The organism is Marinomonas colpomeniae, assembly GCF_014803385.1.
In the GTDB taxonomy this organism is placed as follows: Bacteria; Pseudomonadota; Gammaproteobacteria; order Pseudomonadales; family Marinomonadaceae; genus Marinomonas; species Marinomonas colpomeniae.
The window spans coordinates 855,759-880,184 of sequence record NZ_JACYFC010000001.1 but is presented as its reverse complement, the minus strand read 5'-3'; the positions used below and the strand labels follow the sequence as shown (position 1 = coordinate 880,184).

Sequence of the window (24,426 nt, the reverse complement as noted above, 5' to 3'; positions counted from 1 at the left end):
ACAAATTTACACATAGAAGGAGATCAACATGCTATATGCGAAAGTCAATAAAGAAGGTGACATTATAGATGTATCCTCTTCTCAATCTGATGAATACAATTTATTAGTCGCTCCAAATGAGCCTACGGTTGCTGGTATACTAGAAAAAAAATTCACATCATCAAATGCAAATACCCAAGAGATGCTGACAGTTTCTGATGGGGATATGATGCGAATTTTAGAAGATTTAGTCGACCTTCTAACAGCAAAACGCCTAATACAATTTACAGAACTACCACTTCCAGCACAGAAAAAGCTGCTTGGCAGAAAATGGGTTCGTGGCATTCACCATGGTCACGATGACAGTCTAATGTTAGACACTCAGGGCACATTAGACGATAATGATTCTCTGATTTAATTCGAGGCAAGATAGTAGTGTCTCCCTATATATCTTGCGCACGACCAATACGATAACCTTGGCCGCCAGCTATATCGAACCGAGAAAGAGCCTTCAATTGTTTCTCATTTTCTACACCGGTTGCAATTACTTCAATATTCAAACTATTAAATATTTTACAAAGGGTTTGCATAAAGAAAGACTGAGATTCCTTACCAGCTGCCATACGGGTGTAAGAAGAATCAATTTTCACATAATCTGGCACTAGTACTTGCAAGTACTGGAACGCTGATATTTGCTTACCAACATTATCAATTCCGAATTGTATATTTTGCCCTTTAAATACATCTATGAGCTCTTTCGTTTGAGACGCTTCTGCCAAAACACTTTGTTCTGAAATCTCAAAAATAAGTTTACTTTTCACCCTAAGCTCAAGTTGGCCTAATAGTTTATCAAGCCATGCAATAAAGTCTGGCTTAGCATAAGACGATGCTGATAAATTTATAGCTAAAGAAGCTTCTGGATTCTTTGATTTAATATACTCAATAACAAGCTCTATAATTACTCTATCTATTTGGCCACACAAATCAAATTGCCCTGCCAATCCAATAAAGTAACCTGCATGATATTTTTTACCTGCGTGCTCTAGCCCCATAAATACTTCTTCATGAAGCATTACTTCGGAACTCTCTCCCTCTAAAGAGTTCAATGACATAACACTTTGTTTTTTTAAATTAAAAGAACGGTTTTTTATGGCCTGCTCTAAAATCCCTTTCCATTCAGTTCTGCTGATTGAAACATTCTGCCCTCCTTGAAGATCGAATACTTTAACGGTATTAGCACCCTCTCTTTTTGCCTCACGCAACGCCTCATCGACTTGAGACATAGCACTAGAACGCTCAACAGAACTATTTATAATAACGGCTCCAATATTAGCCACTGACGCAGAGTAACTAATACTAGCTGTATTTAACTCCACCAAATCATGCATAATTTCATTAACTATCAACTCAAGCTGATTACGGCCAAAATTAGGAATCAATAAAACAAAATCAGCCCCAGACAAACGCGCCAATGTAGAAAATGAAGATATTGAAGTGACTTTTTTAGTTAATATATCTGCTGCTGATTGAATAAATAAATCTGCAGATTCATAACCTTGCTCATTATTCAATTTAGCAAGGTCCGTTAAACTAACCAGTACTAAACCATCAAGCCCTCGCTCTCGTTCTGAAAAATGTGATTTCATCTGGCTTTCAAAAAAATATCGATTACCCAGACCACTAACAGGGTCTTTAAAAGCTTTAGTTTGTAACCATTGAGCAGTCTCTACCTCAGAGGCGAACTCTGTTTCTAGTTTTTCAGCCATCCTATTCATCGATAACACAACCGATCTCAGTTCTCGTGTTTTAGGAATATTGACCATTTTAATAAAACGTCTTTGCTGTATCGCCTCTGCCTGTTTTTCTAGCTCTACTAATGGTTTAAATAAATAACGCAAGGCAATACTGCCCAAAATTAATGTAATAACACCGATGATGAAGAATGAAATCAATAAATCGCGTGAGGCCAACCATAATTGTCGACAAGCATAACCAGCACTACCTGTGACATAGACTTGACCTAACTCATTCCAACCATTTGATATGATGGCTTTAGCAACAGGAACATCAAAATCAACCCAACGGACAAACCATGAAGGCACACCTTCAATTTTGGTTTCAATCGATCGACTAATTTGTTGATCATTGCTGTAAACATGAATACGGACTTCAGAAAAATAACCACTATCAAACACAGCATTAATACTACTCTCAACAGAAACGTAATCTTCAAATGCCATAAAGTCTGACACGGACATACTCAATGATGTCGCTGAATCCTGCGTTGTTGATTGTAGCTGACCAATTAAATAGCCCTTTGTCGTGTTAAAGTTAATTCCCATAACAACGGCGAGCATCAATGAAAAGATGGCTATAATCGTCATCATTAACTGGCGGAACAGCGTCATCTATATTCTCCTAATTTGTAATTGTATTAAGTCGATCATTTAAGTCTGTCCATAGGCTCAATCTCGATGAGCCTCCAACAAGGACACCGCGACCTTTCTCTTTAGACAGCCATAAATTTTCAGCATTAAAAGAATAAATAGGCAGTAGATCATTTCGTTTTGATGCCGGTTTCAGCTCTTTATCAATATTATCTAACAAGACAGGAATAGATGTCGGCTTATGATAATAAGCCACGACCATATGATGTTGATTCAAAGTCAATGATTTAACGTACACTAAGCGCAGTTTTTCATCAGGAACACCAAGCTCTCTAAGCGCAAAATATTTCGCAATCGTAAAATCCTCACAATCGCCAGCTTGCATACCTAAAAACTCAATGGGTGTCGCCCAATAATCTTCCTTATGCCATAGATCAATATCATCAACAAATTCCATTTGATTAAAAAAATCATTCACCTGAGTAAGTTGATCAATAACAGTCAGAGGCTTTGCATCTTCAATTAATTTACGCCAAGTCAAAATTCGCTTATCAGCACCTACGCCATAAGTAATAGCAGCTTGTTTTGCTAGTTTTCTATATTTATCTGATACATCTGCATAGAGTAACCATTGAGGAATAAGGAGCACCATAAAAAGTACACAAACATATCGTTTGGCACTATTTAAAAAAGGCAACAACGAACTAAATCGCTTCCTCATCTACAATTTACTATTCAGATTTAAACTTGGCATTAAAAGCATCTAACTGTTCAGATGTTGCTTTCGGTTGATATTTGCCTTTCCACGTATCATAAGGTTCGCCATAAACATACTCTCTAGCCTTATCATAATTGACATCGACACCAAACTGTTCGGCTTCTACCATGTACCATTTACTTAAGCAGTTACGACAAAATCCAGCCAAATTCATAAGGTCTATATTTTGCACAGATTTATTATCGTCTAGATGCTTCAAAAGGCGACGTAATACAGCCGCTTCAATTTCTATTTGTTTATTCATAATGTTGCCTTATCTCTTTACTTATGTCGCTGTGTATTCAGTAATATATAGTTTTGTTATGCATTCAACTGTTCGCCTAGGCAAAAAAAGAATCAGTTGTAATGACGATGGCTAGAAGGCTGAAGCCTCCACTGCCACTCTTGCGCTTTAATCATAAATTCACGTAAAGGTTGCATATTTTCTCCCGATATCTGCTCAATTGCATAAGCACACGCTTCTAATGTTGATAGAGATTCTGAATTAGGAGATTTACGAATCACATATTTACCGGCAGGGGGCTGTGTAAAACGAACCGCAGTAAAAGCATGTAACAAAGACTCAATCCAATACATTTTTTTTGCTTTCCTCCACGTTGCATCCAGTAAAATAATACCTTTTATGCGAGATACTGGAGAATTAGCAACTGATTCTATAGCAATCGCGTCATCACAGGGAAAAATCAAATACCATTCACTTGTATCTAGTTGAGATAATACTTTTTGTAAAGCCACTTGGTCTTGTGTAGAAACGCATCTCACTTTCGGTAAGCCCAAGCATAAAAGTGGCACAGTATTCTTAGCATGCTTCGCTTCTTTAGAATCTTGTAAGATCAAGATTTCTAAATTAGCAGCCAATTCTGGTATCCATTGGCAAACACACTGTTCTACAAGAAAATGACAATGATCACAGCATGCTCTTTTTATAGCGCTCATTAATCAGGCCAATTTTTCTAAATACGCTTTCACTACATGATTCCAGCCAAGATCTAATGCTTCCGCCGTCAAAGCATGACCGATAGAGACTTCAATTATTCGACCTTGTTCACACAACGCCTGAACATTCTCTAAATCTAAATCATGTCCTGCATTGACTTCCAACCCAGCATCCAAAGCCGCTTGTGCAGCGTTCTGATAGGACTCAAGAACAGTATCAAATCCTTCTTCTCCATAAGCATTAGCATACGCTTCGGTATACAGTTCAACACGGTCAGCACCTACTTCTTTTGCTAACGCCATATTCTCTGCATCTGGATCCATAAAAAGAACCACACGAATGCCTTTCGCTTTAAGTTTGGCAATGACCGGACGTAATGCATCTTGGTCACGAGCTACATTCCAACCATGATCAGAGGTCAATTGATTTGGATCATCTGGAACCAATGTACATTGATCTGGTTCTACTTCTAACACTACATCCAAGAATTGGGCATCTGGGAAGCCTTCTATATTCAATTCAGCATTAGGAAAACGTTTTAATAAAGCTTTTAAATCATATGCATCTTGATACGTTGCATGACGCTGATCAGGTCTTGGGTGAATAGTAATTCCAAAGGCGCCGAGATTAAGAGTTCGCTCAGCCATATTAATTAAATTCGGATAGTCTCTGCCGCGGGAATTTCGAAGTAAGCCAATTTTATTCAGATTTACGCTTAAGTGTGTCATGTGACTTCTCTCGATTGGATCATTTCCCTGCATTATAAGACAAACCCATAGCCAGCGGCACCTTTATGATTAAAACAACGCTACAAGATATCCACTTAATTAAAGCACCTAAATTATGGCTTATGATAAACTGGCCTTAATCAACTAGGAGCTTAAAATGCAATACGAACACTTCGAGTCTATTTTTAATCGTGCCGCTCTCAGGCATGGTGGTAAAAATCAGCTTGAGCAAAGGCTAACACCCCCTCTTTCAACATCTGAATTGTCTCAGTATAAAGACGATAGGTGGTTATCTGCATTTTCCCAAAAAGTATTTCAATGTGGTATTAGCTGGCAAGTTGTCCGCAATAAATGGCCAAACTTCGAAGACGTGTTTTTCAAATTTGATATTGAGAAAATGCTATTGATTCATGATGAAATGTGGGAAGAAAAAGCCAAAGATCAGCGCATTATTCGACACTTTGGAAAGGTCATGACAATTAGGGAAAACGCACTCATGATCAGTGAGTGTCAGGCAAGCCATGGATCATTTTCAAACTTCGTCGCTCAATGGCCCAGCAACAACATAGTAGGGCTTTGGAAATATCTGAAAAAAAATGGTGCTAGATTAGGCGGAAACACAGGCCCTTATACGTTACGCGCTATGGGTAAAGACACCTTTATGCTAACTAAAGACGTTGAAGGCTATCTACGCCTGCATGATATAATATCAACAGGCAGAGGCACACAATCAGCATTAAAAGCAGCGCAAGATGCATTCAATCATTGGCACGATGAAAGTGGTCGATCTTATACAGAAATCAGCCAGTGCATCGCACTAAGCATTAATTAACCATTTATAATACACACTAATAACTTAATAACGCTCATTTAGGAGAGAACATGGCCGATCTACGCATCGACATTATTTCAGATGTAATATGCCCTTGGTGTTACTTAGGCTACTCCCGCCTAAAACAAGCCATTGAACAATTAGGTGATGATTACCGTATCGATATTCGTTGGCAGCCGTTTGAATTACATCCAGACATGCCTATTCAAGGCGCAGACAGAGACACATATCTTGGTGAAAGATTTGGCAGTCCAGAAAAACTTAATGAGGCAACTCACGCCATCCAGCAAGTTGGTATTGAGGCCGGTATTAGTTTCAATTTTTCCGAAAAAGACCATATCCCGAATACTAAATTAGCCCATCAATTTGTACTCTCAGCAACAAAGTCAGGCTTGGCAACACCTTTTGTGCTGGCTTTATTCCATAACTATTTCACTAATGGTAAAGACATAGGTAAACAAACTATTCTGGAAGAAATAGCCCTAAGTATAGGAATGCAAAAAACAGACATTGATTATGCAACCAATAAAGAAGCTCAGTTGCTGACAGAGAAAAAACTAACACACCTTCGTAGCTTAGACATTAACTCGGCCCCAACCTATGTGATTAACGATAAGTTTATGGTTCAAGGTGCACATGACCCAGAATCTTTCTTAAAAGTCCTCACTGACATAGCCCAAAAAGAACAATAACAGCCCACCTTTAGTTTACGGAGCTAAATTCTGATTTGCCTCCGTAAACACCACTTATTAAAAAAACTATCAAAGTATGAAAATAGATAAATATTTATCTATTGATAATCATTCACATTAAAAATAGAATCGACTAATCAAAATATTAGTGCGAGTGATTTTCATTTATGTACGTTTGTATTTGTAATCAAGTATCAGACAGAGACATTAAAGCCTCAATTCAGGAAGGCGCTACAACTATGCGTGCTCTTTATAAAGAGCACAACATAGGTAGTCAATGCGGAAAATGCTGTCAGTGTGCTAAAAAAGTTCTGAATAACGAACTTCTAAAAATTGCAGAGACTCAGTTTCAGGTTGCTTAATTTAGACACTCACACGAATCTAATCATTACATTCGGGACTGAAGATAGTTTTCTATTCCAGAAGTACTAATTAAATGCAGCTGAGTTTCCAGCCAATCAATTTGCTCTTCCTGCTCTTCTAATATTTTTTCCAATGTGTCACGACTCATGAAATCTTGTTTTTTCTCGCAGATATCAATTCCAGCTTTTAACACTGTTAATGTATCCAGCTCAAACTCCATGTTTGCCGAAATCATTTCTTCACTATTTTCACCAATGCGCAGGCGACCAAGATCTTGAAGGTTTGGTAAGCCTTCTAAAAATAAGACACGTTCAATCAAGCGATCTGCATTCTTCATTTTTTGAATAGACGTTTTATAATCCGCTTTGTCTAAAGCAGAAAAACCAAAATCTTTAAACATACGAGCATGAAGAAAATATTGATTAATCCCTACTAACTCATTCGCTAACACTTGGTTTAGGCCGACAATAACCTCACGATCACCTTTCATAAAGTATCTCCTTAATTACCCATCTGAGATTGGTAATAATTCTGCATACCAATTTTTTCCATTAAACCTAGTTGCTGCTCTAACCAATAAACATGGTCTTCTTCTGTATCAAACAATAACTTCTCAAGCATTTCACGAGTTTGATAATCTGCTTCAGATTCACAAACCGCAATGGCTGCCCGAACACTGCTAACGACTTCTAATTCAAGCGTCAAATCATTAGAGATCATAGATTTAAGATCAGACCCTACCAGTAAATCACGGCGTTTTGTCATGCAAGGAACACCTTCCAAAAATAAAATACGCTTGATTAACCAATCAGAATGCTGAGTCTCTTCTTCCATTTCATGATTAAGACGTTCGTACAGTTTATTCAGCCCCCAATCATCATACATACGTGAATGTATGAAATACTGATCGATTGCCGCCAACTCATTTGCTAACAATGCATTTAAACTGTCTATTACTTTTTGACTGCCTTTCATTTTCGTTTCCTCATTATTGGTAGCGAATTTGCTCTTAGCAAAGAGCTTTGCACTCAGAATCCCATCTAAACGATTATTGTGGTTTCATCAATAAGTCTATGACCACAATAACCATTTATCCATTATTAAAATAAATCTTGTTTCGTTGAGTCGTCAATTTTAGCGACTTTACCTTCACCAATTTTCACTTCAAGGCTGTCTATCCTTTGAAAACCTCTTGGTAATTTCAAGCCTCTTCGACCTCGCTCCCCAAGATATTCCTCTAAATCTTTCTCAACGAAAGACATAAAGCGTTTTCCGGCATAAGCCGTCAAAAGATCATTTGGCTGCACGCACGCAATGGCAGTAACCAATTCTTCCCTATCGGCGGCTCTCGAAGTAGGTATACTAATCATTTTGTTGCCTTTGCCTTTTGCCATCTGCGGCAAAGAAGCCACATCAAAAGCCAGCATTCGCCCTTCATTAGATATCGCTATTACTCGGCCCTGCTCTGGGTTTTGAACAAACACAGGTGACATTACTTGCGCACCTTTGGGTAGACTCAATGTAGCTTTACCTGCCTTATTCTTGGCATACAGCTCTTTAAGCTGTGCAACAAAACCATAACCGGCATCACTAGCAATGAGATAATGAGACTCTTCATTATCTAATACAGCAAATACAATAGTGGCATCTTTCTCTAAAGAAATACGACCAGTTACTGGTTCACCCTGCCCTCGTGCGGAAGGTAGCGTATGAGCTTTAATTGAGTAAGTTCGGCCATTAGATGCTAGTAATACCAATGTTTGGTTAGAACGTCCCTTAGTGCTAATTAAAAATTCATCACCAGACTTATAGCTTAAGCCATGTACATCTATATCATGGCCTTTCGCAGCTCGAATCCAGCCTTGCTTAGAAATAACCACAGTAATTGGGTCATTAGACAATAAATCTTCTTCTGTGAATGCTTGAGACTCTTTACGAGCAACAATCGGAGTACGACGCTCGTCACCAAACATATCAATATCTTCTTGAAGCTCTGCTGTAATTAGCTTTTTCAATTTACTATCTGAAGACAATAAACCTTCTAGTTTTTTACGCTCTTTCTCAAGTTCATCTTGCTCACCTTTGATACGCATTTCTTCTAGTTTTGCGAGGTGGCGCAATTTCAATTCAAGAATCGACTCAGCTTGCATATCACTTAAACCAAAACGGGCAATAAGCTCTAGTTTTGGCTTTTCTTCTGTACGAATAATATCAATTACTTCATCAATGTTAAGGTAAGCAATCAATAAACCTTCCAAGATATGTAATCGATTCAAAACCTTATCCAGACGGAACTGCAAACGACGACGAACAACGTCAATCCGAAAGCGTAACCATTCTGACAAAAAGTTTTTAAGTGTTTTGACCTGTGGTAACCCGTCCAAGCCAATCACATTCATATTGACACGATAGGATTTTTCTAAATCTGTTGTCGCAAACAAATGAGTCATTACCGAATCAATATCAACTCGATTGGATTTTGGTACGATGACTAGACGTGTTGGATTTACATGATCAGACTCATCACGTAAATCCACTACCATTGGTAATTTCTTAGCCTGCATTTGTGCGGCTATCTGTTCCAATATTTTGCTACCTGACACTTGATGAGGTAGCTCATTAACAACAATTTCACCTTCTTCTATTGTGAATCTGGCTCTAGCTTTAATCTGTCCTTTACCAGTTTCGTACAATCTAACGATGTCTTCTTTCGGGGTGATTATTTCACCACCAGTAGGAAAGTCTGGCCCCTGAACAAAGTTCAGCAAATCTTCTAAATCTGCATTAGGGTTATTTAAAAGATGAATACAAGCTCCGCCAATTTCACGCAAGTTATGAGGCGGGATATCTGTGGCCATACCAACAGCAATACCTGTAGTGCCATTCAGTAATAAATTCGGAAGACGAGAAGGTAAAACAGTAGGCTCTTGTAAAGTGCCATCAAAATTCGGTGTCCAATCTACTGTCCCTTGACCCACCTCTCTAAGCAATACATCTGCATACTTTGATAACCGAGATTCAGTGTAACGCATTGCAGCAAAGGACTTAGGGTCATCGGGCGCTCCCCAGTTACCTTGTCCATCGACTAACGGATAACGATAAGAAAAAGGCTGAGCCATTAGCACCATGGCTTCATAACATGCGCTGTCACCATGCGGGTGAAATTTACCCAACACATCACCAACGGTACGAGCAGACTTTTTATATTTGGCACTGGCCTTTAATCCTAGTTCGCTCATCGCATAAACAATACGTCGCTGAACAGGCTTTAGACCATCACCAATATGAGGTAATGCACGATCTAAGATAACGTACATGGAATAATTCAAATACGCTTTTTCGGTATAGTCTTTTAATGAAAGGGTTTCATTCGACTCGAAATTTGACAACTCACTCAAGGAATCTTTCCTTCTAAAATCGTTTACATGTGAAAACTATTGGCATGTGTGTATTTCATAAATGAATATGATGATCCTAACTATAAAGAAACACCTGAATATACTGCAACACCCAACGTAAGATTATCATGGAAAGCACTGAGTTCTCATGTTTCAATACATAAGATAACTAAAAAGGGCGACAATGGTGAACCTATCTAATCAAAACACCCTATATCCGATACATTATAGTCTGGGTGAATCTAGCGAACGAGTCATCATCCACCAACAAGATGACCTTTGCATTACTCATGAGCATCTTTATCAAGATGCGACACCCACTCGTTTCTATCAACAACAAGCCAATACCTTTTGTTTTGTATTAAAGGGGGAGTTGTATTTACAACAAAAACAAGAAGAAACAATATTAAAAAAACACCAAGGTATTTGGCTAAATGCCCATATAGTAAATACAGCTACGCTACTATCACCTATCGTAGAACTTTGTTTAATCCGTTTTAAAATATCAGACAACAGCACACCAATTAGTCCAATCAAAAAAGTATCATCGGGTACAGTTGAATCTGGGTTAGGTCGTAATCACATTAAAACATGGCCTTTATGGCAGAGTAGTTCGGGGAGCATATCTTTGGAATTATACCCGCCTCGCTATATAGAAACACTCTACTACCAGAAGGCGGCAACACAGTACATTCTTTCACTAGACGGTATGGCGCTTATATCTGATCGTGAGAAACACTCTAAGAAATGTGATAATTTAGGAAAAGTTATTCCTCACAAAGTACCAAGGGCTATTTTAAACCCAAGTTCAGAAAGCATCATTGTTTTATCTGTCACAACATCACACAAAACCAAAGGGCGTGTGCTACTACTTAAAAAAACAGAGCCATCATTAAGCTAACTCCCATCAACGCATTATACGAGCAGTTAATATATGGTCTTCCCAAACGCCGTTGATTTTTAAATATTTTCGTGCGAGGCCTTCTTTTTCAAAGCCAAGATTATTTAAAACCGCTGCGCTTTTGGCATTTCTTGGCATGTAACTCGCTTGAATTCTCTCAATATCCAGTTCTGTCTTTAGGTATTCTATGCCCGCACTCAACGCCTCTTGCATTATGCCTTTCCCCTGCTCATTCTCACGTAAACTATAACCAAGGTTACAAGCTTGAAACACGCCACGAATGATATTGGAGTAATTACTGTAAGCTAGCATTTTATCTTCATTTGGAGAGAGTAGGCACAAGACAACACCACTGCCTTCTAAAAAGTCTCGCCGCATTTCTCGCACTCGTAACAAACAAGTGTCGAAAGTGTAATAACCTTCATCCCTTAAAGGCTCCCAGGGAGCTAGAAACACTTTTTCTTGATTTACATAGTCATGAAGAAGTCGTGCTTGCGATTCATGCAATACCGTCAAAATACCCCGCGGTGTCACTATTCTAGGAAAACGAGCAGTATATATACTCAAACTAGGTGTTTTAAATTCAGTATTACTTAGTATTTCACATAGTTTTAATGAATACTCTTCATACCAAAAGCTTTCACCTATCGACAATACTCTGCACTGCATACTATGTTTCATCCATGCTTCTGCCGTTTGCTGGGTTTGCCAATAAGTCACTAAGAATTCAACCTCACCGCTGCTTTGCTCAAAACCAAGATAACCAGGTTCGCCTTTAGCTAAACCTAATAATTTGTCTGTCATAATACGATGAGTAATATCATCTAATATCAATCGACTGGATAAGATTATGGCAAAGTAAGGTGGCTTCTCAGGGGAACTAAATACTGTCATTAGACCTCTATCTAATATTGTGGCGTTATTGTTTTGATACTTTCGAATATAATTCAAATTATGTCTACATTTATTCAAATCTAAGACTATAGTTAATATACAAGTTTTTTAAGACCGATCTAAATTGGTGAGAATATTTATTAAGCAAAACCTGTAATCCGAAGCATACAAGACTCTTTAGGTTACCGCCAAATGTAAAGTTGCGCTCTTTTTATACTGAGTTTGATTTAAACAATAGAGTTCAAATAGGTCAATCTTCCTTATTGATTCCCCCCTAAATCAATTAAGGGTACAAAAGCTTTTTGCCCGCTATTTTGCGGGCATTTTTTATACAAAAAAAACGGAGCGAGGAAATAATCCCAACTCCGTTTTTTTAATTATCACGCATAAAAAATTCATGCATTAAAAACTTAAGAAACACGCTCACCATGTGCTTGCTTATCTGCATGGTAAGACGAGCGAACTAAAGGCCCACATGCCGCATGTTTGAAACCTAACTCTTTAGCTACTTGCTCATAACGAGCAAACTCTTCTGGGTGAACAAAACGATCCATTGGAAAGTGATGCTTAGAAGGCTGTAAATACTGACCAATAGTCAACATATCTACTTTGTGAGCTCTTAAGTCTTTGAGTACTTCAACGATTTCCTCAAACGTTTCTCCCATACCAACCATCAAACCGGATTTGGTTGGAACATCTGGACATCGATCTTTAAAGTTTTTCAATAGATCCAATGACCATTGATAATCAGACCCAGGTCTTACTTGGCGATATAGGCGTGGAATTGACTCTAAATTATGATTAAAGACATCTGGTGGTGCGATAGAAAGTGTATCAACTGCCACTTCCATACGACCACGGAAATCAGGTACTAATGTTTCAATTTCGATATTTGGACTTGCAGCCCGTGTCTCAGTAATACACTCAACAAAATGCTGTGCACCACCGTCACGAAGATCATCACGATCTACAGAGGTAATCACTACATATTTAAGTTTCATATCACGAATAGCAGCAGCCAGTTCTTTTGGTTCGTCTTCTTTTAGAGGATTTGGACGGCCGTGAGCAACATCACAAAAAGGGCAACGGCGTGTACAAATCTCACCCATAATCATAAAGGTTGCTGTTCCATTACTGAAACACTCGCCTAAATTAGGGCAATTAGCTTCTTCACATACAGAAGCTAATTTATGCTCGCGAAGCGTACTTTTAATACGCGCGATTTCAGGAGACGCTGGCATACGAACACGAAGCCAATCGGGCTTTCGTGGAATCTCTTCCGTTGGAATAACTTTAATAGGGATACGCGCCATTTTATCGGCCCCGCGTAGTTTTTCCCCTTGAACAACGCGTTTGCGTTCTGCTGACATTCTATTTCCACCCTTTTTGGATAGCTGGATTGGTATATCCTAGCTGCTCAGCAAGCAAACACGCTAACTGAACCTTAACATTTGAAAAAAGTACATCCGTACTTAGGCGCTTCATATCTACCATTTGTAAGCCTTGATAGCCACATGGATTAATACGATTAAATGGTGTGAGATCCATATCGACATTTAAAGCAAGCCCATGAAATGAACAACCTCTACGCACCCTTAACCCTAGTGAAGCAATTTTTTGCTCATTAACATAGACACCAGGTGCGTCTGCTTTTGCATAAGCATCAATGGCATTCAATGCCAAAGTACCAACAATGGAGTTTTCCAAAGCATTAACTAAATCACGAACACCTATTCCAAGGCGTTTTAAATCAACCAATACATAAGCAACTAATTGACCGGGGCCATGATACGTGACCTGACCACCACGGTCGACCTGTATAACAGGAATATCACCCGGAGCCAGAAGATGTTCTACTTTACCCGCTTGACCTTGAGTAAACAGAGGTGGGTGTTCTAACAACCAAATTTCATCAGCATCATCTTTTGATCTAGTCTGAGTAAAATCTTTCATCCTCTCCCATGTTTCAGAATACTCAACGACACCTAAGTCTCGGCAAATTAAACCAAGTTCCATTACATAACCATCTTAACAGCGTCAATCGACATCAAATCAGTATGCAACGCAGATAACTGCGATTCGTTTTGAGCTACGATTCGAAAGCTATAACTAACAAAGCGGCCCTTACTGGAACGGTTAACACCTGCCGCATCAGCATCCATCTCTGGAGCATGTACTTTAAGACGACCTGAAATTTCAGCATGTATACCATCTACATCAAGCGATACCACTTTGATGACATAGTTTTCACAAGGAAACTCAATCTTCGGCGCATCAACAACTTGCTCAGCTTGATCACCATCTTTTGTAATTAATGCCATTAACCTACCACTTGCCTATTCAATGCTTAAAATAAATTTGAGAAAAAACGTTTTATTTTGTCAAACATACGCTTAAAGAAACCACCTTCTTCAACGGTTTCTAACGCAACAACAGAGCGCTCTAATAAAACACCACCTTCAGTTCCAACAATTATTTTGCCTAATACGTCACCTACTGCAACCGGTGCAACAATGTCACTTTGCATATCCAATGTAGCAGGAAGAGAAGCACCTTGTTGGCGAGGCATAGTAACTAAAACATCGTTGGCAAAGCCGACTTTCACAGTAGATTGACTCCCCCCCCAAACATGGGCGTTATTTACAACTTGACCACGACTATACAACTTGCGTGTTTCATAATATCTAAAACCGTAGTCTAATAATTTTTGAGCTTCTGCAGCACGCGCTTCATCTGACTTTGTTCCCATAACAACCGTAATTAAACGTGTGCCATTTCTTACAGCCGAAGCAGCTAAACAATACCCTGCAGCATTTGTATGACCTGTTTTTAAACCGTCTACGGTTTTATCACGCCATAATAATTTATTACGGTTAGGTTGACGGATATCATTGTAAGTAAAATATTTCTCAGAATACATTTTGTAGTTTTCTGGAAATTGTAAAATAGTTGCACGAGATAATTTTGCAAGGTCGTGGGCAGTAGAATAGTGATTTTCTGCTGGAAAACCTGTGGAGTTAACAAAACGGCTGTTTGTCATACCAAGAAGTTGTGCATGTTGATTCATCAAGTCAGCAAATGCTGATTCACTACCCGCAATGTGTTCAGCCGCTGCGATACTTGCATCATTACCTGACTGAATGATGATACCTCGCATCAGATCTTCTAGTGAAACCTGTGTCCCTTCACGAATAAACATCCGTGATCCTTCCATTCTCCAAGCTTTTTCACTTATGCTAACTTTATCGTCAAAGCGTAAGTTCCCTCGAGCTAATTCATATTCAATAATATAAGCCGTCATTAATTTAGTAAGACTGGCAGGAGGTAAGGCTTCATCTGCATTGTGCTCTACCAACACATCCCCAGTATAAGCATCCATTAATATATAACTGCTTGCAGATAATTGCGGTGCGGCTGGAATAAGGGAAGGCGCAGCAAAAACAAAGCTGCTAATAAGGCTAAACATAAAGGACAAGGTAACGAGAAGTTGTTTCATACTAAAAAATATCATCTTCTTAAAAAGTGTGGGTAAATAATACTAGAGCACTCAATATATCTCTAGTAAAACAAAAAGCAGCTAAGGAATTAAAACGACCCGTACAGGTTTTCCAAAACCTTCTTGCTGTAATTTTTCTTGCCAGTTATTCAAAGTATTTGCATCACCATAAGGTCCAACCAATACTTTATATAAGCCGTCATTTTGTCTATTAATTAAAACCTTAATACTTGTATCAAACGCCTCAAAAAGCCGTTGTTTCAATCTATCTGCAGATTCGCTAGCACTAAAGGCACCTAACTGAAGATGCGTAAACACCACATCAGATGACGTACTCACACTGCCTTCTATTTTTAAAGGTATAACCTTGATAGGCAAGGGTTCAGGAGCACTAGCAACACTATTAGATATCGCTGAACTAGCATTATAGGACTCGCCTTGTGCAGGCGTAATAGCCTCTATGCGGACTCGAGCCAATCCTTTTTTATGATAATCTAAACGCGCTGCTGCAGCATAAGAAAGATCAATCAAACGATCACCATGGAACGGACCTCGATCATTTACCCTAACAATAACTGACTGTTGGTTATCTAAGTTAGTTACCTTCAAATATGTCGGTAATGGCAAAGACTTATGAGCAGCAGAAAAATTGTACATGTCATATATTTCCCCATTTGAGGTTTTATGACCATGAAATTTATTGCCATACCAGGAAGCTGTACCTTCAGCGGTATACCCTTTCGCAGAATCCATCACCCAATACTTTTTCCCCCAGACCTCATAAGAGCTTTTATTACCACCTCGACTCTTAGGCTCCCATTTGGGTACCAAATCAGGAAGGTGATCTACTTTAATATCACCCGTTGGCGCATGATCTTGTAAAATGGAATACCGGCCGCCACCTGAGGCTTTATCATAATCTACATCTTTTTTACCTAATACATGCTCTGAGCTCATACATCCATTTAATAGCAGCAAACTAGTGCCCGCTACAAATAGCATATTAATGACTTTCATAACTTCCTATGCTCTCAGCAAGTTCCAATACAGACATCGCATATCGTCTACTAGGGTTGTAATCCATGATAGTAAAAAAATTCTCATAAGCTAACCAGTAAGATATTTTTTCAGGTCCACTACTTAAGGCAATAAGCCCTGTTTGTTGAGAAGAAAAGTTCTGTGTTGGTAATACTCCGAGTGCAGACCAGTCCTTCATCTCCGTACTTGCTTTTCGGCCGAGGTTTATTACATTAGTTACATTATCTGGACTGGTAACCTGAGCTTTTACAACCCATGGTTGACCTGTCTCCCAGCCGTGGTGCTTAAGGTAATTAGCAACACTGCCTATGGCATCAACCTCAGAGTTCCATAAATCAATATGGCCATTCTTATCATAATCTATTGCCAATGTTCGATAGTTGCTAGGCATAAACTGAACCATCCCCATCGCACCACTATAAGAACCTTTGGTGTCACCAATATCCCAGCCCTCTTCACGAGCCAGTAATAAGTAAGCCTCTAACTCACTTTGAAAATATTCTTTACGTCTCGGATAATCAAAAGCAAGTGTTGTCAATGATGTAAAGACATCCTTAGAACCAGTAATCCGTCCGTAATAAGTTTCAACGCCAATTAAAGCCACAATTACACTAGGTTCAACACCAAATTCTAACTCAGCTTTCTTAAGCCATTGAGCATTACGCTTTGCAAACTGACGACCAGTCTCAGCTCGATCTTCATTAACAAAGCGCGTTTTATATTTATAGTAAGGAATCAAAGCTTCTGGTTGATTATTAGATTTTTCAATCACCTTTGGCCGGACCTTAATATGAGAAAAAGCTAGCTGTAGACGCTCTTCATCATAATTATACTCTTTTGCCATTCGATTTATAAAAATCTGAACCTCTGGATTGACAGCATAAGAATCGGAAAGTTCTTGAGGCATATCTTCCAAAAGAGAATTACTCACGCCTGAGTTTTGAGGTAAAGTAGAATTACCGTTACCACTACACGCCGTTAAACCAAGTGCAAAAAATACGAATGCAATTTTTTTAATCATCATCTCGCTCTTTTATGTGTTTGTATCGACATTAAAATACCAAATGTGGCCATAATAGTAATGATTGACGTTCCACCGTAACTGACTAAAGGTAAGGGTACCCCAACTACAGGGAGAATACCTGACACCATCCCAATATTTACAAACATGTATACAAAAAAAGTTAAAGTAAGACTTCCAGCCAATAGACGAGCATAGTTATCTTCAGCATTAGCTGCGATATACAAACCACGAGCAATGACAAGTAAATAAGCCATAATCAACAAGCTGCAACCTAACATACCGAACTCTTCAGCTAATACAGCAATAATAAAATCCGTATGACTTTCTGGCAAAAAATCCAATTGAGCCTGAGTACCTTCCAACCAACCTTTACCGTAAATACCACCAGAACCAATAGCTGTCTTTGATTGAATAATATTCCAGCCAGACCCTAGTGGATCACTTTCTGGATTCAAAAAAGTCAAAACACGCTGTCGCTGATAGTCATGCATTACCTGCCACAAGGTGTAGCCAGCAATAGGGGCAAGCGCAGCCGCACTAAGAATATAGCGCCAGCCAAGTCCGGCTAAAAACAAAACGAATATGCCCGAAACAGCAACTAACAGCGATGTCCCTAAATCAGGCTGCTTTGCGATTAAAAGAACAGGCAATACAATCAAACCTAGTACAACAAAAATTTGTTTAAAACTTGGCGGTAGCTGTTTATTAGCAAAATACCAAGCGATCATCATAGGCATCACAATCTTCATAATTTCAGAAGGCTGAAAGCGCACCCCACCAGGTAAAGCTAACCAGCGCTGAGCTCCCTTTGCTCCCACACCAAATAACAGAACGCAAACAAGCAAAGCAACAAGGAAAATAAATAAGGCAGGAGATGCCCTCAGCATGTATTTTGGAGGTAGTTGTGCTAGAGTCAAACATACGCATAACCCTATGACCAACCGAAATACTTGACGCTCAACCATAGCGACATTTTGGCCTGAAGCAGAATATAAAATAAATAACCCGCCACTAATTAATAGCAATAAAGAGCCTATCAATAGAATATCAATGTGCACTAGCTTCCATAAACGAGCATTAGTAAATGATAGTGCTCTACGATAAAAACCTTCAGTCATTCTGGAGACCTTTCAAATTATTGTAACGAGCGGGATAATCGTTATACAAATAAGCATCAAAAAGTTTTTTACTTAAATCTGCAGGTTTAGAGCTACTGCCACCATTTTCAAAAATTGCAAATACTGAAATTTTCGGTTCTTTAGCTGGGGCAAAGCCAATAAATAGCGCATGATCATGCAATCGCTTCGCAAGTTTATCAGAGTCATACTCCTCGTCTTCTTGCAAACTAAAGACCTGCCCTGTTCCTGTCTTTCCAGCTATATCGTAATCCGTACCCTGCAAACGTCTTGCTGTGCCTTTCGAGTCAGTAATAACTTTTCGCATAGCATTCACTGTACGTTCCCAGTTACGCTGATCCTTAAGAACAATCTCTTGCTCCTCACCTAATTCGCCTTCAAATTCTGCAGGTGTATCACCTATACTTTGTGTCATCCTAGGGTAGTAATAATGGCCTCTACTGGCCAGTGCAGATGTTGCTGCGGCTATTTGTACTGGTGTAGCCACCATAAAGCCTTGCCCTATACCAACATTAACAGAATCTCCTGAATACCAAGGCTCATTATACTTAGCTTTTTTCCATTCATTTGACGGTAACAAACCAACACTGTCACCACGCACATCCAGTAATGTGCTTTTCCCAAAGCCAAATCGTGACAGAAAGTTATGTATTGGTGTAATACCCATTTTATTTGCGAGCTGGTAATAATAAGTATCAACAGATTCAATAATAGAACGCTCTAAATTAATCCAACCATGACCTGTTCGCTTCCAGTCTCGGTAACGGCGACCGTCTGGGTTAATTTGGTAATAACCTTTTGCAAAATAGCGCTCTGTCCACGAAGCAAAACCATACTCCAGACCAGCTAAAGCCATAAAAGGCTTAATCGTTGAGGCTGGAGGGTAGCCACCACGCAAAGCTCGATTAAAAAGAGGTAGTTGTTTTGATTCTCGTAGGGAGGAGTAGTCTTTCACTGAAATCCCTCTTACAAAAAGATTCGGATCAAAGCCAGGCTTGGAAACTAACGCTAATATACCTCCGGTTGTCGGATCTATTGCTACAACAGAACCAGTATAATCACCAAGTAAATCATAAGCGTATTGCTGTAGTCGTGCATCTAAATATAAATGTAAATCTTTTCCTGGTACTGGGTTTTGGCTATCCAGTTCAGACATAATTCGACCACGGGCATTCACTTCTACTTTGCTAAGACCTGTTTTGCCAAATAAGGTGTCTTCATAAAAACCTTCAATCCCCGTCTTACCTATGAATAAAGCCCCTTGATAAGCCTGTCTATCAACCCGCTCTAAGTCTTTAGAAGTAATTCGCCCAACATACCCTATAGCATGTACAAATGCCTCACCAAATGGGTAGTAACGAGTTAACTGAGCTTCCACTTGAACGCCATCTAATTTATATAAATCAACTGCGACTTTTGCCCATTGCTCATCCGTTAATTGTGATTTGAGAGTAATAGACTGATAAGGGCGGCGATATTCTTTAAGTCGGTCATCGAAATCCTCCCACTCACTATCATCAATATCGATAATGCCTGATAAAATCAGTTTTAATTCGGGGAAGTTATCTATACGCTCAGGGATAACAGTTAAACTGTGAATAGGACGATTATCAGCAAGCACAACGCCATTGCGATCATAAATCAAGCCCCGTGGAGGAGCATCAGTAACCAACATAACACGATTATCATTGGCTTTAGTTTGATAAAGTTCGTATTCAATTACTTGTAGATAAAATAAACGCGCTATCAAAATGATCACCAACACCAACACAAAAGCAGCCGCTGCGATTAGTCGCCGCTGAGTTAATCGTTTTTCTTGTCGGTAGTTACGAAAATTTTGATGACTACGGCTCACTCACCTAACCTTATACTATCTATGATATGGATGATTGTTCATTAAAGTCCAAGCACGATAAATTTGCTCCGCTAAAATAACTCTCACCATAGGATGTGGCAATGTTAGCCGCGATAAAGACCATACTTGATCTGCGCGTGCCGTACATCTTGGGTCAAGGCCATCAGGGCCTCCAACTAACAAGCTTACGTTGTAGCCGTCCATACGCCACTGACCTGTTTGTTCGGAAAGCTGTTCGGTAGACCACTCCCTTCCAAGAACTTCCATAGCAATCACTTTATCACCTGAAGGGATTGCATCAAGCATTGAATCTCCTTCCTTGCGAATTGCTTTTGGTATATCAGTATTCTTTCCACGTGGCGACATAGGGATTTCAACAAGTTCTAATGCAAAATCTTTCGGAAGACGTTTTGCATAATCATCGTAACCCTGAGTCACCCACTTTGGCATTTTATTACCAACTGCAATCAAACGAACGCGCATTAAAACGAACCTTTATAAAGCTTCTGGTTTAATATCCCACAATTTTTCAAGATCATAAAACGCCCGAGCTTCTTCTGTCATCACATGAACAACAACATCATGTAAATCTACCAAAACCCAATCACTTCCTGTTCCTCGACCTTCAAAACCTAATGGCTGAAGCCCTTTAGACTTAAGGTGCTCAATTACATTTTGTCCCAAGCCATTAACATGACGCTTAGAAGTACCAGTACAAATGACCATGTAATCCATCATGTCTGTATGACTTCCTACATTCAACACAGTGATCCTATCACCCTTCACGTCTTCCAATGCTTCAACGGCAAGGGCTAAAATTTGATCTGCTGTGAGATTAAGCTGACTCATATAATTACGTTATCCTATCGATATAATTGATGTTGTTCTATGTATTTTTGGACCGGTTCTGGCAACAAATAAGCAATTGATTCGCACTTACGTGCCAAGACTCTAATCATACTTGAAGATATCCCCAAAGGCGTCAATGTCTCAAACCAGACCAATCCAGAAGGCGCGCATTGTAACTCATGCGGAGAAGAGGCACGATAGTTTTCGCAAAAAGAGCTTAACTCCGAAATAAAATCAGGCTCCCAACCTGGACGAGAAACTACCAAGAGATGTGCATATTGAGTCAACTCTTGCCAACGATGCCATGTAGGAAGCGATAAAAAACTATCCATACCCAATACCATAACAAGGGGTTCATTAGGCCCTATTTCAGCACGAATATCTCGTAGAGTATCCACCGTATAACTTGGTCCTTCTCGATCTATCTCCCGAGAGTCTACACTCAATAATGAATGACTAGAAATAGCTAATTTCACCATAGCCAAACGCTGAGAAGGTGTCACTCTAGGCTGATTTTTATGGACAGGTTGAAAGCAAGGCACAAGCGTTAAAGAAGAATATTTATAACGATCTAATACTTCTACAGCGGTACGTAGGTGGCCATTGTGAACAGGATCAAATGTACCACCCATAACCGCTGTTCCAGACCGCTTAACGACATTGTCGATTTTAGTTGTCACGAGTATGTCCGTCGCCTAATACTATATATTTTTGACTAGTCAAACCAACCAAACCAACTGGACCACGCACATGTATTTTATCTGTTGAAATTCCAATTTCAGCACCTAGGCCATATTCAAAACCATCGGCAAATTGTGTCGAGGCATTTACCATAACCGATGAAGAGTCGACTCCAGCCATGAAAATACGAATCTTTGAGTAGTTTTGAGAAACAATAGCATCCGTATGATGGGAACCATATTTATTAATATGATGCATAGCTTCGTCGATATCGTTCACTATTTTCACCGAAAGTTTAGGCGCTAAGTATTCTGTATGCCAATCATCTTCACTAGCCTCACCAATAACAGATGAAATAGTCTGAGACGCAACACAACCAACCAACTCAACATTTTTTTCTTGATATGCAGAAACAATCCTAGGTAAAAATTCTTTAGCTACATTTTCATGTATAAGTAAAGATTCCATTGCTCCACACACTCCATAGCGACGTGTTTTTGCATTTAATGCAATATTAAATGCTTTATCCAAATCGGCTTCATTATCAATATAGACATGACAATTACCATCAAGATGTTTAATCACCGGCACTCGTGCATCCTGACTAATACGCTTAATTAACCCTTTACCGCCACGAGGAACAATAACATCCACATAATCTGGCATAGTAATTAACTTACCTACTGCTTCTCTATTCGTTGTATTCAAGACTTGAACAGCATGCTCAGGTAAACCAGATTCACTCAACCCTTTTACGATTGCCTCAGCAATAGCTTGATTAGAATAAAAAGCTTCAGAACCACCACGTAAAACAGTCGCATTACCCGACTTCAAACATAAACTTGCAGCGTCAATGGTTACGTTAGGGCGGGACTCATAAATGATACCGATGACACCAAGCGGAACTCTCATTTGGCCTCGCTGAATACCAGAAGGGAGATATACCATATTCGATATCTCACCAATCGGATCTGGTAAAGCGGCAACTTGCTTCAAACCTTCTATCATTCCATCAATACGAGCATCATTTAATAACAATCGATCTAACAGTGCATCATCAAGACCTTTTGCTCGACCATTATCCATGTCTTTAAGATTTTCTTCGATCAATCGAGGTCGAGCAGTTTCCAAAGCGTTCGCCATAGCGAATAAAGCTGAGTTCTTTTGCTTTGTAGATGCTTTAGCAAGTAGACGAGAAGCCGCTCTAGCTTGCTGACCAATTTGATTCATATAAGATTCTAAAGACATTTTTAATCTCTAATAAAAGTAGAAAAACAAATAGGCATCGAAAAAAATCCCGACCCCTTTAACCAAGCCAGTATACTAGCATAATATTTTCATTCATTTAGTGCAGATTCTCACGAAAAGGACAGCTCAGTGCCCTCCTCTAATTCATATACACTATCGCCAATAGGCACCATACACTCCTGCTATAAAGAAAAATTCGGCATACCTAGACAACCAGGGCTAGTCACAGAGATAACTGGACGCTTAGAGCTATTACCCCCTTATAACCGCCTTGATACTCTAGAAGGGTTAAATGATTTTTCACATATTTGGATTCAATTTATTTTTCACGCAATATCACAAGAAGGATGGAAAGCCAAAGTACGCCCTCCACGTTTAGGTGGAAAAGAAAAGCTTGGCGTATTTGCAACCCGAGCAACACATAGACCCAACCCAATAGGCTTATCCGTTGTAAAAATAGGTCGTATTTATCAAGAAGGGAAAAAAATCTTTATCGATTTACATGGTGCAGACTTATTAGATGGCACCCCTGTTCTTGATATCAAGCCCTACCTGCCTTATGCAGACAACATCACAGACGCAAAAGGAGGGTTTGCACACTCACAATCAACAACCTACTTTGTCAAATTTTCAGAGTTAGCAAAACACCAATGTGAAGAATATGAAAATTTGCACAAAAGAGAAATAACCACTTTAATAAAACAAATAATCGAACAAGATCCGAGACCATCTTATCTATCAGATCAAATTGATAGAGAGCATGGCATTACATTATGGGATATCAATATAAAATGGTGTGCAAGAAGTGACCATTTTGAAATTCTTCAAATAGAGCACAAGTAAGAGAGTAGAACATGAACAAAAAACAGTTCTTAAATACTTACAAAAAAATAGATTCGATGGATGACAAAAAATCAAAAAATACCGAAAAAAGGCCTATTTACCGCTCAGAGCAAGACGAACGTCTCATAAAAGACTTTCATTACGCTAAGTTTCAAAAAAATCTTAATAACGCACAGCAGAGCGAAGCGCTAAAAGACTTGTTAGAAAAAGAAGATTGGGACGAAAAAGATACAGAGAAACTTTTGGAATCTTTACGTTAAAAAAACATACACAAAACCTATACCCATAGTTATCCACATGTTCTGTGTATAGTTTTCTTGTCAATAAATTCACGAAAATAAGACATAAAAAAAGCGGGCCTAGGCCC

General features: G+C 39.1%; 28 protein-coding genes. 7 read left to right on the top strand and 21 right to left on the bottom strand.

Annotated elements, in window-relative coordinates; genetic code table 11:
* The first annotated feature begins 28 nt into the window (after nt 1-28).
* Nucleotides 29-397, top strand: coding sequence for a hypothetical protein (locus IF202_RS04145; RefSeq protein ID WP_191593589.1), 369 nt, complete (start codon nt 29-31; stop codon nt 395-397).
* 25 nt (nt 398-422) lie between these two features.
* On the opposite strand, the gene IF202_RS04140 is transcribed toward IF202_RS04145, so the two are convergent.
* The 5 genes from IF202_RS04140 to IF202_RS04120 all read right to left on the bottom strand — a co-directional run bounded on the left by IF202_RS04140 (nt 423) and on the right by IF202_RS04120 (nt 4,809).
* The gene (locus IF202_RS04140) at nt 423-2,387 is read right to left on the bottom strand and encodes a bifunctional diguanylate cyclase/phosphodiesterase (protein ID WP_191593588.1); all 1,965 of its coding nucleotides are present in this window, start codon (nt 2,385-2,387) and stop codon (nt 423-425) included.
* Between the two features lie 10 nt (nt 2,388-2,397).
* The gene (locus IF202_RS04135; RefSeq protein ID WP_235963238.1) at nt 2,398-3,018 is read right to left on the bottom strand and encodes a transglutaminase-like cysteine peptidase; all 621 of its coding nucleotides are present in this window, start codon (nt 3,016-3,018) and stop codon (nt 2,398-2,400) included.
* 79 nt (nt 3,019-3,097) lie between these two features.
* Nucleotides 3,098-3,388: a DUF1244 domain-containing protein gene (locus tag IF202_RS04130; protein ID WP_191593586.1), complete on the bottom strand. Its 291-nt coding sequence runs from the start codon at nt 3,386-3,388 to the stop codon at nt 3,098-3,100.
* 92 nt (nt 3,389-3,480) lie between these two features.
* Complete coding sequence (locus IF202_RS04125; protein WP_191593585.1) at nt 3,481-4,080, bottom strand: tRNA-uridine aminocarboxypropyltransferase; 600 nt, start codon at nt 4,078-4,080, stop codon at nt 3,481-3,483.
* 3 nt (nt 4,081-4,083) lie between these two features.
* A complete protein-coding gene (locus IF202_RS04120; protein ID WP_191593584.1) occupies nt 4,084-4,809 on the bottom strand; it encodes a pyridoxine 5'-phosphate synthase in 726 nt (241 codons plus the stop codon).
* A 157-nt stretch (nt 4,810-4,966) separates the two neighbouring features.
* On the opposite strand from IF202_RS04120, the gene IF202_RS04115 reads away from it, so the two are divergent.
* The 3 genes from IF202_RS04115 to IF202_RS04105 all read left to right on the top strand — a co-directional run bounded on the left by IF202_RS04115 (nt 4,967) and on the right by IF202_RS04105 (nt 6,695).
* The gene (locus IF202_RS04115; protein WP_191593583.1) at nt 4,967-5,641 is read left to right on the top strand and encodes a DNA-3-methyladenine glycosylase I; all 675 of its coding nucleotides are present in this window, start codon (nt 4,967-4,969) and stop codon (nt 5,639-5,641) included.
* Nucleotides 5,642-5,691: 50 nt separating this feature from the next.
* A complete protein-coding gene (locus IF202_RS04110; protein ID WP_191593582.1) occupies nt 5,692-6,333 on the top strand; it encodes a DsbA family oxidoreductase in 642 nt (213 codons plus the stop codon).
* A gap of 167 nt (nt 6,334-6,500) precedes the next feature.
* Nucleotides 6,501-6,695, top strand: a complete 195-nt coding sequence (locus IF202_RS04105) for a (2Fe-2S)-binding protein (protein ID WP_191593581.1) — start codon at nt 6,501-6,503, stop codon at nt 6,693-6,695.
* A gap of 26 nt (nt 6,696-6,721) precedes the next feature.
* Here IF202_RS04105 and bfr (IF202_RS04100) read toward each other — a convergent pair whose 3' ends face one another.
* The 3 genes from bfr (IF202_RS04100) to parC form a co-directional block, all read right to left on the bottom strand.
* Nucleotides 6,722-7,186, bottom strand: a complete 465-nt coding sequence (gene bfr, locus IF202_RS04100; protein ID WP_191593580.1) for a bacterioferritin — start codon at nt 7,184-7,186, stop codon at nt 6,722-6,724.
* Nucleotides 7,187-7,197: 11 nt separating this feature from the next.
* Complete coding sequence (gene bfr / locus IF202_RS04095; protein WP_191593579.1) at nt 7,198-7,671, bottom strand: bacterioferritin; 474 nt, start codon at nt 7,669-7,671, stop codon at nt 7,198-7,200.
* A 125-nt stretch (nt 7,672-7,796) separates the two neighbouring features.
* Nucleotides 7,797-10,094, bottom strand: coding sequence for a DNA topoisomerase IV subunit A (gene parC, locus IF202_RS04090; RefSeq protein WP_191593578.1), 2,298 nt, complete (start codon nt 10,092-10,094; stop codon nt 7,797-7,799).
* 184 nt (nt 10,095-10,278) lie between these two features.
* Here parC and IF202_RS04085 point away from each other — a divergent pair, with 184 nt between their 5' ends.
* On the top strand, nt 10,279-10,995 hold the full coding sequence (locus IF202_RS04085) for a hypothetical protein (protein WP_191593577.1): 717 nt from the start codon (nt 10,279-10,281) through the stop codon (nt 10,993-10,995).
* A 6-nt stretch (nt 10,996-11,001) separates the two neighbouring features.
* Here the strand turns inward: IF202_RS04085 and IF202_RS04080 are convergent, their stop codons facing one another.
* The 13 genes from IF202_RS04080 to IF202_RS04020 all read right to left on the bottom strand — a co-directional run bounded on the left by IF202_RS04080 (nt 11,002) and on the right by IF202_RS04020 (nt 23,216).
* The gene (locus IF202_RS04080) at nt 11,002-11,889 is read right to left on the bottom strand and encodes a GNAT family N-acetyltransferase (protein ID WP_191593576.1); all 888 of its coding nucleotides are present in this window, start codon (nt 11,887-11,889) and stop codon (nt 11,002-11,004) included.
* Nucleotides 11,890-12,299: 410 nt separating this feature from the next.
* The gene (gene lipA, locus IF202_RS04075) at nt 12,300-13,259 is read right to left on the bottom strand and encodes a lipoyl synthase (protein WP_191593575.1); all 960 of its coding nucleotides are present in this window, start codon (nt 13,257-13,259) and stop codon (nt 12,300-12,302) included.
* Nucleotide 13,260: 1 nt separating this feature from the next.
* The gene (gene lipB, locus IF202_RS04070) at nt 13,261-13,905 is read right to left on the bottom strand and encodes a lipoyl(octanoyl) transferase LipB (RefSeq protein WP_191593574.1); all 645 of its coding nucleotides are present in this window, start codon (nt 13,903-13,905) and stop codon (nt 13,261-13,263) included.
* Complete coding sequence (locus tag IF202_RS04065; RefSeq protein WP_191593573.1) at nt 13,905-14,210, bottom strand: YbeD family protein; 306 nt, start codon at nt 14,208-14,210, stop codon at nt 13,905-13,907. The genes lipB and IF202_RS04065 overlap by 1 nt, the downstream gene beginning before the upstream one ends.
* A gap of 26 nt (nt 14,211-14,236) precedes the next feature.
* Nucleotides 14,237-15,385: a D-alanyl-D-alanine carboxypeptidase family protein gene (locus tag IF202_RS04060; protein WP_191593572.1), complete on the bottom strand. Its 1,149-nt coding sequence runs from the start codon at nt 15,383-15,385 to the stop codon at nt 14,237-14,239.
* An 81-nt stretch (nt 15,386-15,466) separates the two neighbouring features.
* Nucleotides 15,467-16,402: a septal ring lytic transglycosylase RlpA family protein gene (locus IF202_RS04055; RefSeq protein WP_191593571.1), complete on the bottom strand. Its 936-nt coding sequence runs from the start codon at nt 16,400-16,402 to the stop codon at nt 15,467-15,469.
* A complete protein-coding gene (mltB, locus tag IF202_RS04050; RefSeq protein WP_235963236.1) occupies nt 16,389-17,447 on the bottom strand; it encodes a lytic murein transglycosylase B in 1,059 nt (352 codons plus the stop codon). The genes IF202_RS04055 and mltB overlap by 14 nt, the downstream gene beginning before the upstream one ends.
* Entirely contained in the window at nt 17,444-18,565 is a 1,122-nt protein-coding gene (gene rodA, locus IF202_RS04045; RefSeq protein WP_191593569.1) for a rod shape-determining protein RodA, read from the bottom strand. Before rodA ends, mltB begins: the two co-directional genes overlap by 4 nt.
* Complete coding sequence (gene mrdA, locus IF202_RS04040; RefSeq protein WP_191593568.1) at nt 18,558-20,438, bottom strand: penicillin-binding protein 2; 1,881 nt, start codon at nt 20,436-20,438, stop codon at nt 18,558-18,560. The genes rodA and mrdA overlap by 8 nt, the downstream gene beginning before the upstream one ends.
* A gap of 15 nt (nt 20,439-20,453) precedes the next feature.
* Nucleotides 20,454-20,921, bottom strand: coding sequence for a 23S rRNA (pseudouridine(1915)-N(3))-methyltransferase RlmH (gene rlmH, locus IF202_RS04035; protein WP_191593567.1), 468 nt, complete (start codon nt 20,919-20,921; stop codon nt 20,454-20,456).
* Between the two features lie 12 nt (nt 20,922-20,933).
* Nucleotides 20,934-21,287 (bottom strand): ribosome silencing factor, encoded by a 354-nt coding sequence (gene rsfS / locus IF202_RS04030; RefSeq protein WP_191593566.1) that lies wholly within the window; start codon nt 21,285-21,287, stop codon nt 20,934-20,936.
* A 14-nt stretch (nt 21,288-21,301) separates the two neighbouring features.
* Nucleotides 21,302-21,967: a nicotinate-nucleotide adenylyltransferase gene (gene nadD, locus IF202_RS04025; RefSeq protein WP_191593565.1), complete on the bottom strand. Its 666-nt coding sequence runs from the start codon at nt 21,965-21,967 to the stop codon at nt 21,302-21,304.
* Nucleotides 21,957-23,216: a glutamate-5-semialdehyde dehydrogenase gene (locus IF202_RS04020; protein WP_191593564.1), complete on the bottom strand. Its 1,260-nt coding sequence runs from the start codon at nt 23,214-23,216 to the stop codon at nt 21,957-21,959. Before IF202_RS04020 ends, nadD begins: the two co-directional genes overlap by 11 nt.
* Before the next feature lie 129 nt (nt 23,217-23,345).
* On the opposite strand from IF202_RS04020, the gene tsaA reads away from it, so the two are divergent.
* Both tsaA and IF202_RS04010 read left to right on the top strand, forming a co-directional pair.
* Complete coding sequence (tsaA, locus tag IF202_RS04015) at nt 23,346-24,059, top strand: tRNA (N6-threonylcarbamoyladenosine(37)-N6)-methyltransferase TrmO (protein ID WP_191593563.1); 714 nt, start codon at nt 23,346-23,348, stop codon at nt 24,057-24,059.
* An 11-nt stretch (nt 24,060-24,070) separates the two neighbouring features.
* The gene (locus IF202_RS04010; protein WP_191593562.1) at nt 24,071-24,319 is read left to right on the top strand and encodes a hypothetical protein; all 249 of its coding nucleotides are present in this window, start codon (nt 24,071-24,073) and stop codon (nt 24,317-24,319) included.
* Nucleotides 24,320-24,426: the final 107 nt, after the last annotated feature.

Excerpts from the sequence above, each read along its gene's own strand:
- bfr (WP_191593579.1), bottom strand. The coding sequence starts at position 7,671 with ATGAAAGGCAGTCAAAAAGTAATAGACAGTTTAAATGCATTGTTAGCA.
- IF202_RS04115 (WP_191593583.1), top strand. The coding sequence starts at position 4,967 with ATGCAATACGAACACTTCGAGTCTATTTTTAATCGTGCCGCTCTCAGG.
- rodA (WP_191593569.1), bottom strand. The coding sequence starts at position 18,565 with ATGACTGAAGGTTTTTATCGTAGAGCACTATCATTTACTAATGCTCGT.
- IF202_RS04145 (WP_191593589.1), top strand. The coding sequence starts at position 29 with ATGCTATATGCGAAAGTCAATAAAGAAGGTGACATTATAGATGTATCC.
- IF202_RS04130 (WP_191593586.1), bottom strand. The coding sequence starts at position 3,388 with ATGAATAAACAAATAGAAATTGAAGCGGCTGTATTACGTCGCCTTTTG.
- IF202_RS04140 (WP_191593588.1), bottom strand. The coding sequence starts at position 2,387 with ATGACGCTGTTCCGCCAGTTAATGATGACGATTATAGCCATCTTTTCA.
- IF202_RS04110 (WP_191593582.1), top strand. The coding sequence starts at position 5,692 with ATGGCCGATCTACGCATCGACATTATTTCAGATGTAATATGCCCTTGG.
- mltB (WP_235963236.1), bottom strand. The coding sequence starts at position 17,447 with ATGATGATTAAAAAAATTGCATTCGTATTTTTTGCACTTGGTTTAACG.
- IF202_RS04125 (WP_191593585.1), bottom strand. The coding sequence starts at position 4,080 with ATGAGCGCTATAAAAAGAGCATGCTGTGATCATTGTCATTTTCTTGTA.
- IF202_RS04065 (WP_191593573.1), bottom strand. The coding sequence starts at position 14,210 with ATGGCATTAATTACAAAAGATGGTGATCAAGCTGAGCAAGTTGTTGAT.
- IF202_RS04010 (WP_191593562.1), top strand. The coding sequence starts at position 24,071 with ATGAACAAAAAACAGTTCTTAAATACTTACAAAAAAATAGATTCGATG.
- bfr (WP_191593580.1), bottom strand. The coding sequence starts at position 7,186 with ATGAAAGGTGATCGTGAGGTTATTGTCGGCCTAAACCAAGTGTTAGCG.
- rlmH (WP_191593567.1), bottom strand. The coding sequence starts at position 20,921 with ATGCGCGTTCGTTTGATTGCAGTTGGTAATAAAATGCCAAAGTGGGTG.
- lipB (WP_191593574.1), bottom strand. The coding sequence starts at position 13,905 with ATGGAACTTGGTTTAATTTGCCGAGACTTAGGTGTCGTTGAGTATTCT.
- IF202_RS04020 (WP_191593564.1), bottom strand. The coding sequence starts at position 23,216 with ATGTCTTTAGAATCTTATATGAATCAAATTGGTCAGCAAGCTAGAGCG.
- IF202_RS04135 (WP_235963238.1), bottom strand. The coding sequence starts at position 3,018 with ATGGTGCTCCTTATTCCTCAATGGTTACTCTATGCAGATGTATCAGAT.
- IF202_RS04055 (WP_191593571.1), bottom strand. The coding sequence starts at position 16,402 with ATGAAAGTCATTAATATGCTATTTGTAGCGGGCACTAGTTTGCTGCTA.
- IF202_RS04080 (WP_191593576.1), bottom strand. The coding sequence starts at position 11,889 with ATGACAGTATTTAGTTCCCCTGAGAAGCCACCTTACTTTGCCATAATC.
- IF202_RS04060 (WP_191593572.1), bottom strand. The coding sequence starts at position 15,385 with ATGAAACAACTTCTCGTTACCTTGTCCTTTATGTTTAGCCTTATTAGC.
- rsfS (WP_191593566.1), bottom strand. The coding sequence starts at position 21,287 with ATGAGTCAGCTTAATCTCACAGCAGATCAAATTTTAGCCCTTGCCGTT.
- IF202_RS04120 (WP_191593584.1), bottom strand. The coding sequence starts at position 4,809 with ATGACACACTTAAGCGTAAATCTGAATAAAATTGGCTTACTTCGAAAT.
- IF202_RS04105 (WP_191593581.1), top strand. The coding sequence starts at position 6,501 with ATGTACGTTTGTATTTGTAATCAAGTATCAGACAGAGACATTAAAGCC.
- lipA (WP_191593575.1), bottom strand. The coding sequence starts at position 13,259 with ATGTCAGCAGAACGCAAACGCGTTGTTCAAGGGGAAAAACTACGCGGG.
- IF202_RS04085 (WP_191593577.1), top strand. The coding sequence starts at position 10,279 with ATGGTGAACCTATCTAATCAAAACACCCTATATCCGATACATTATAGT.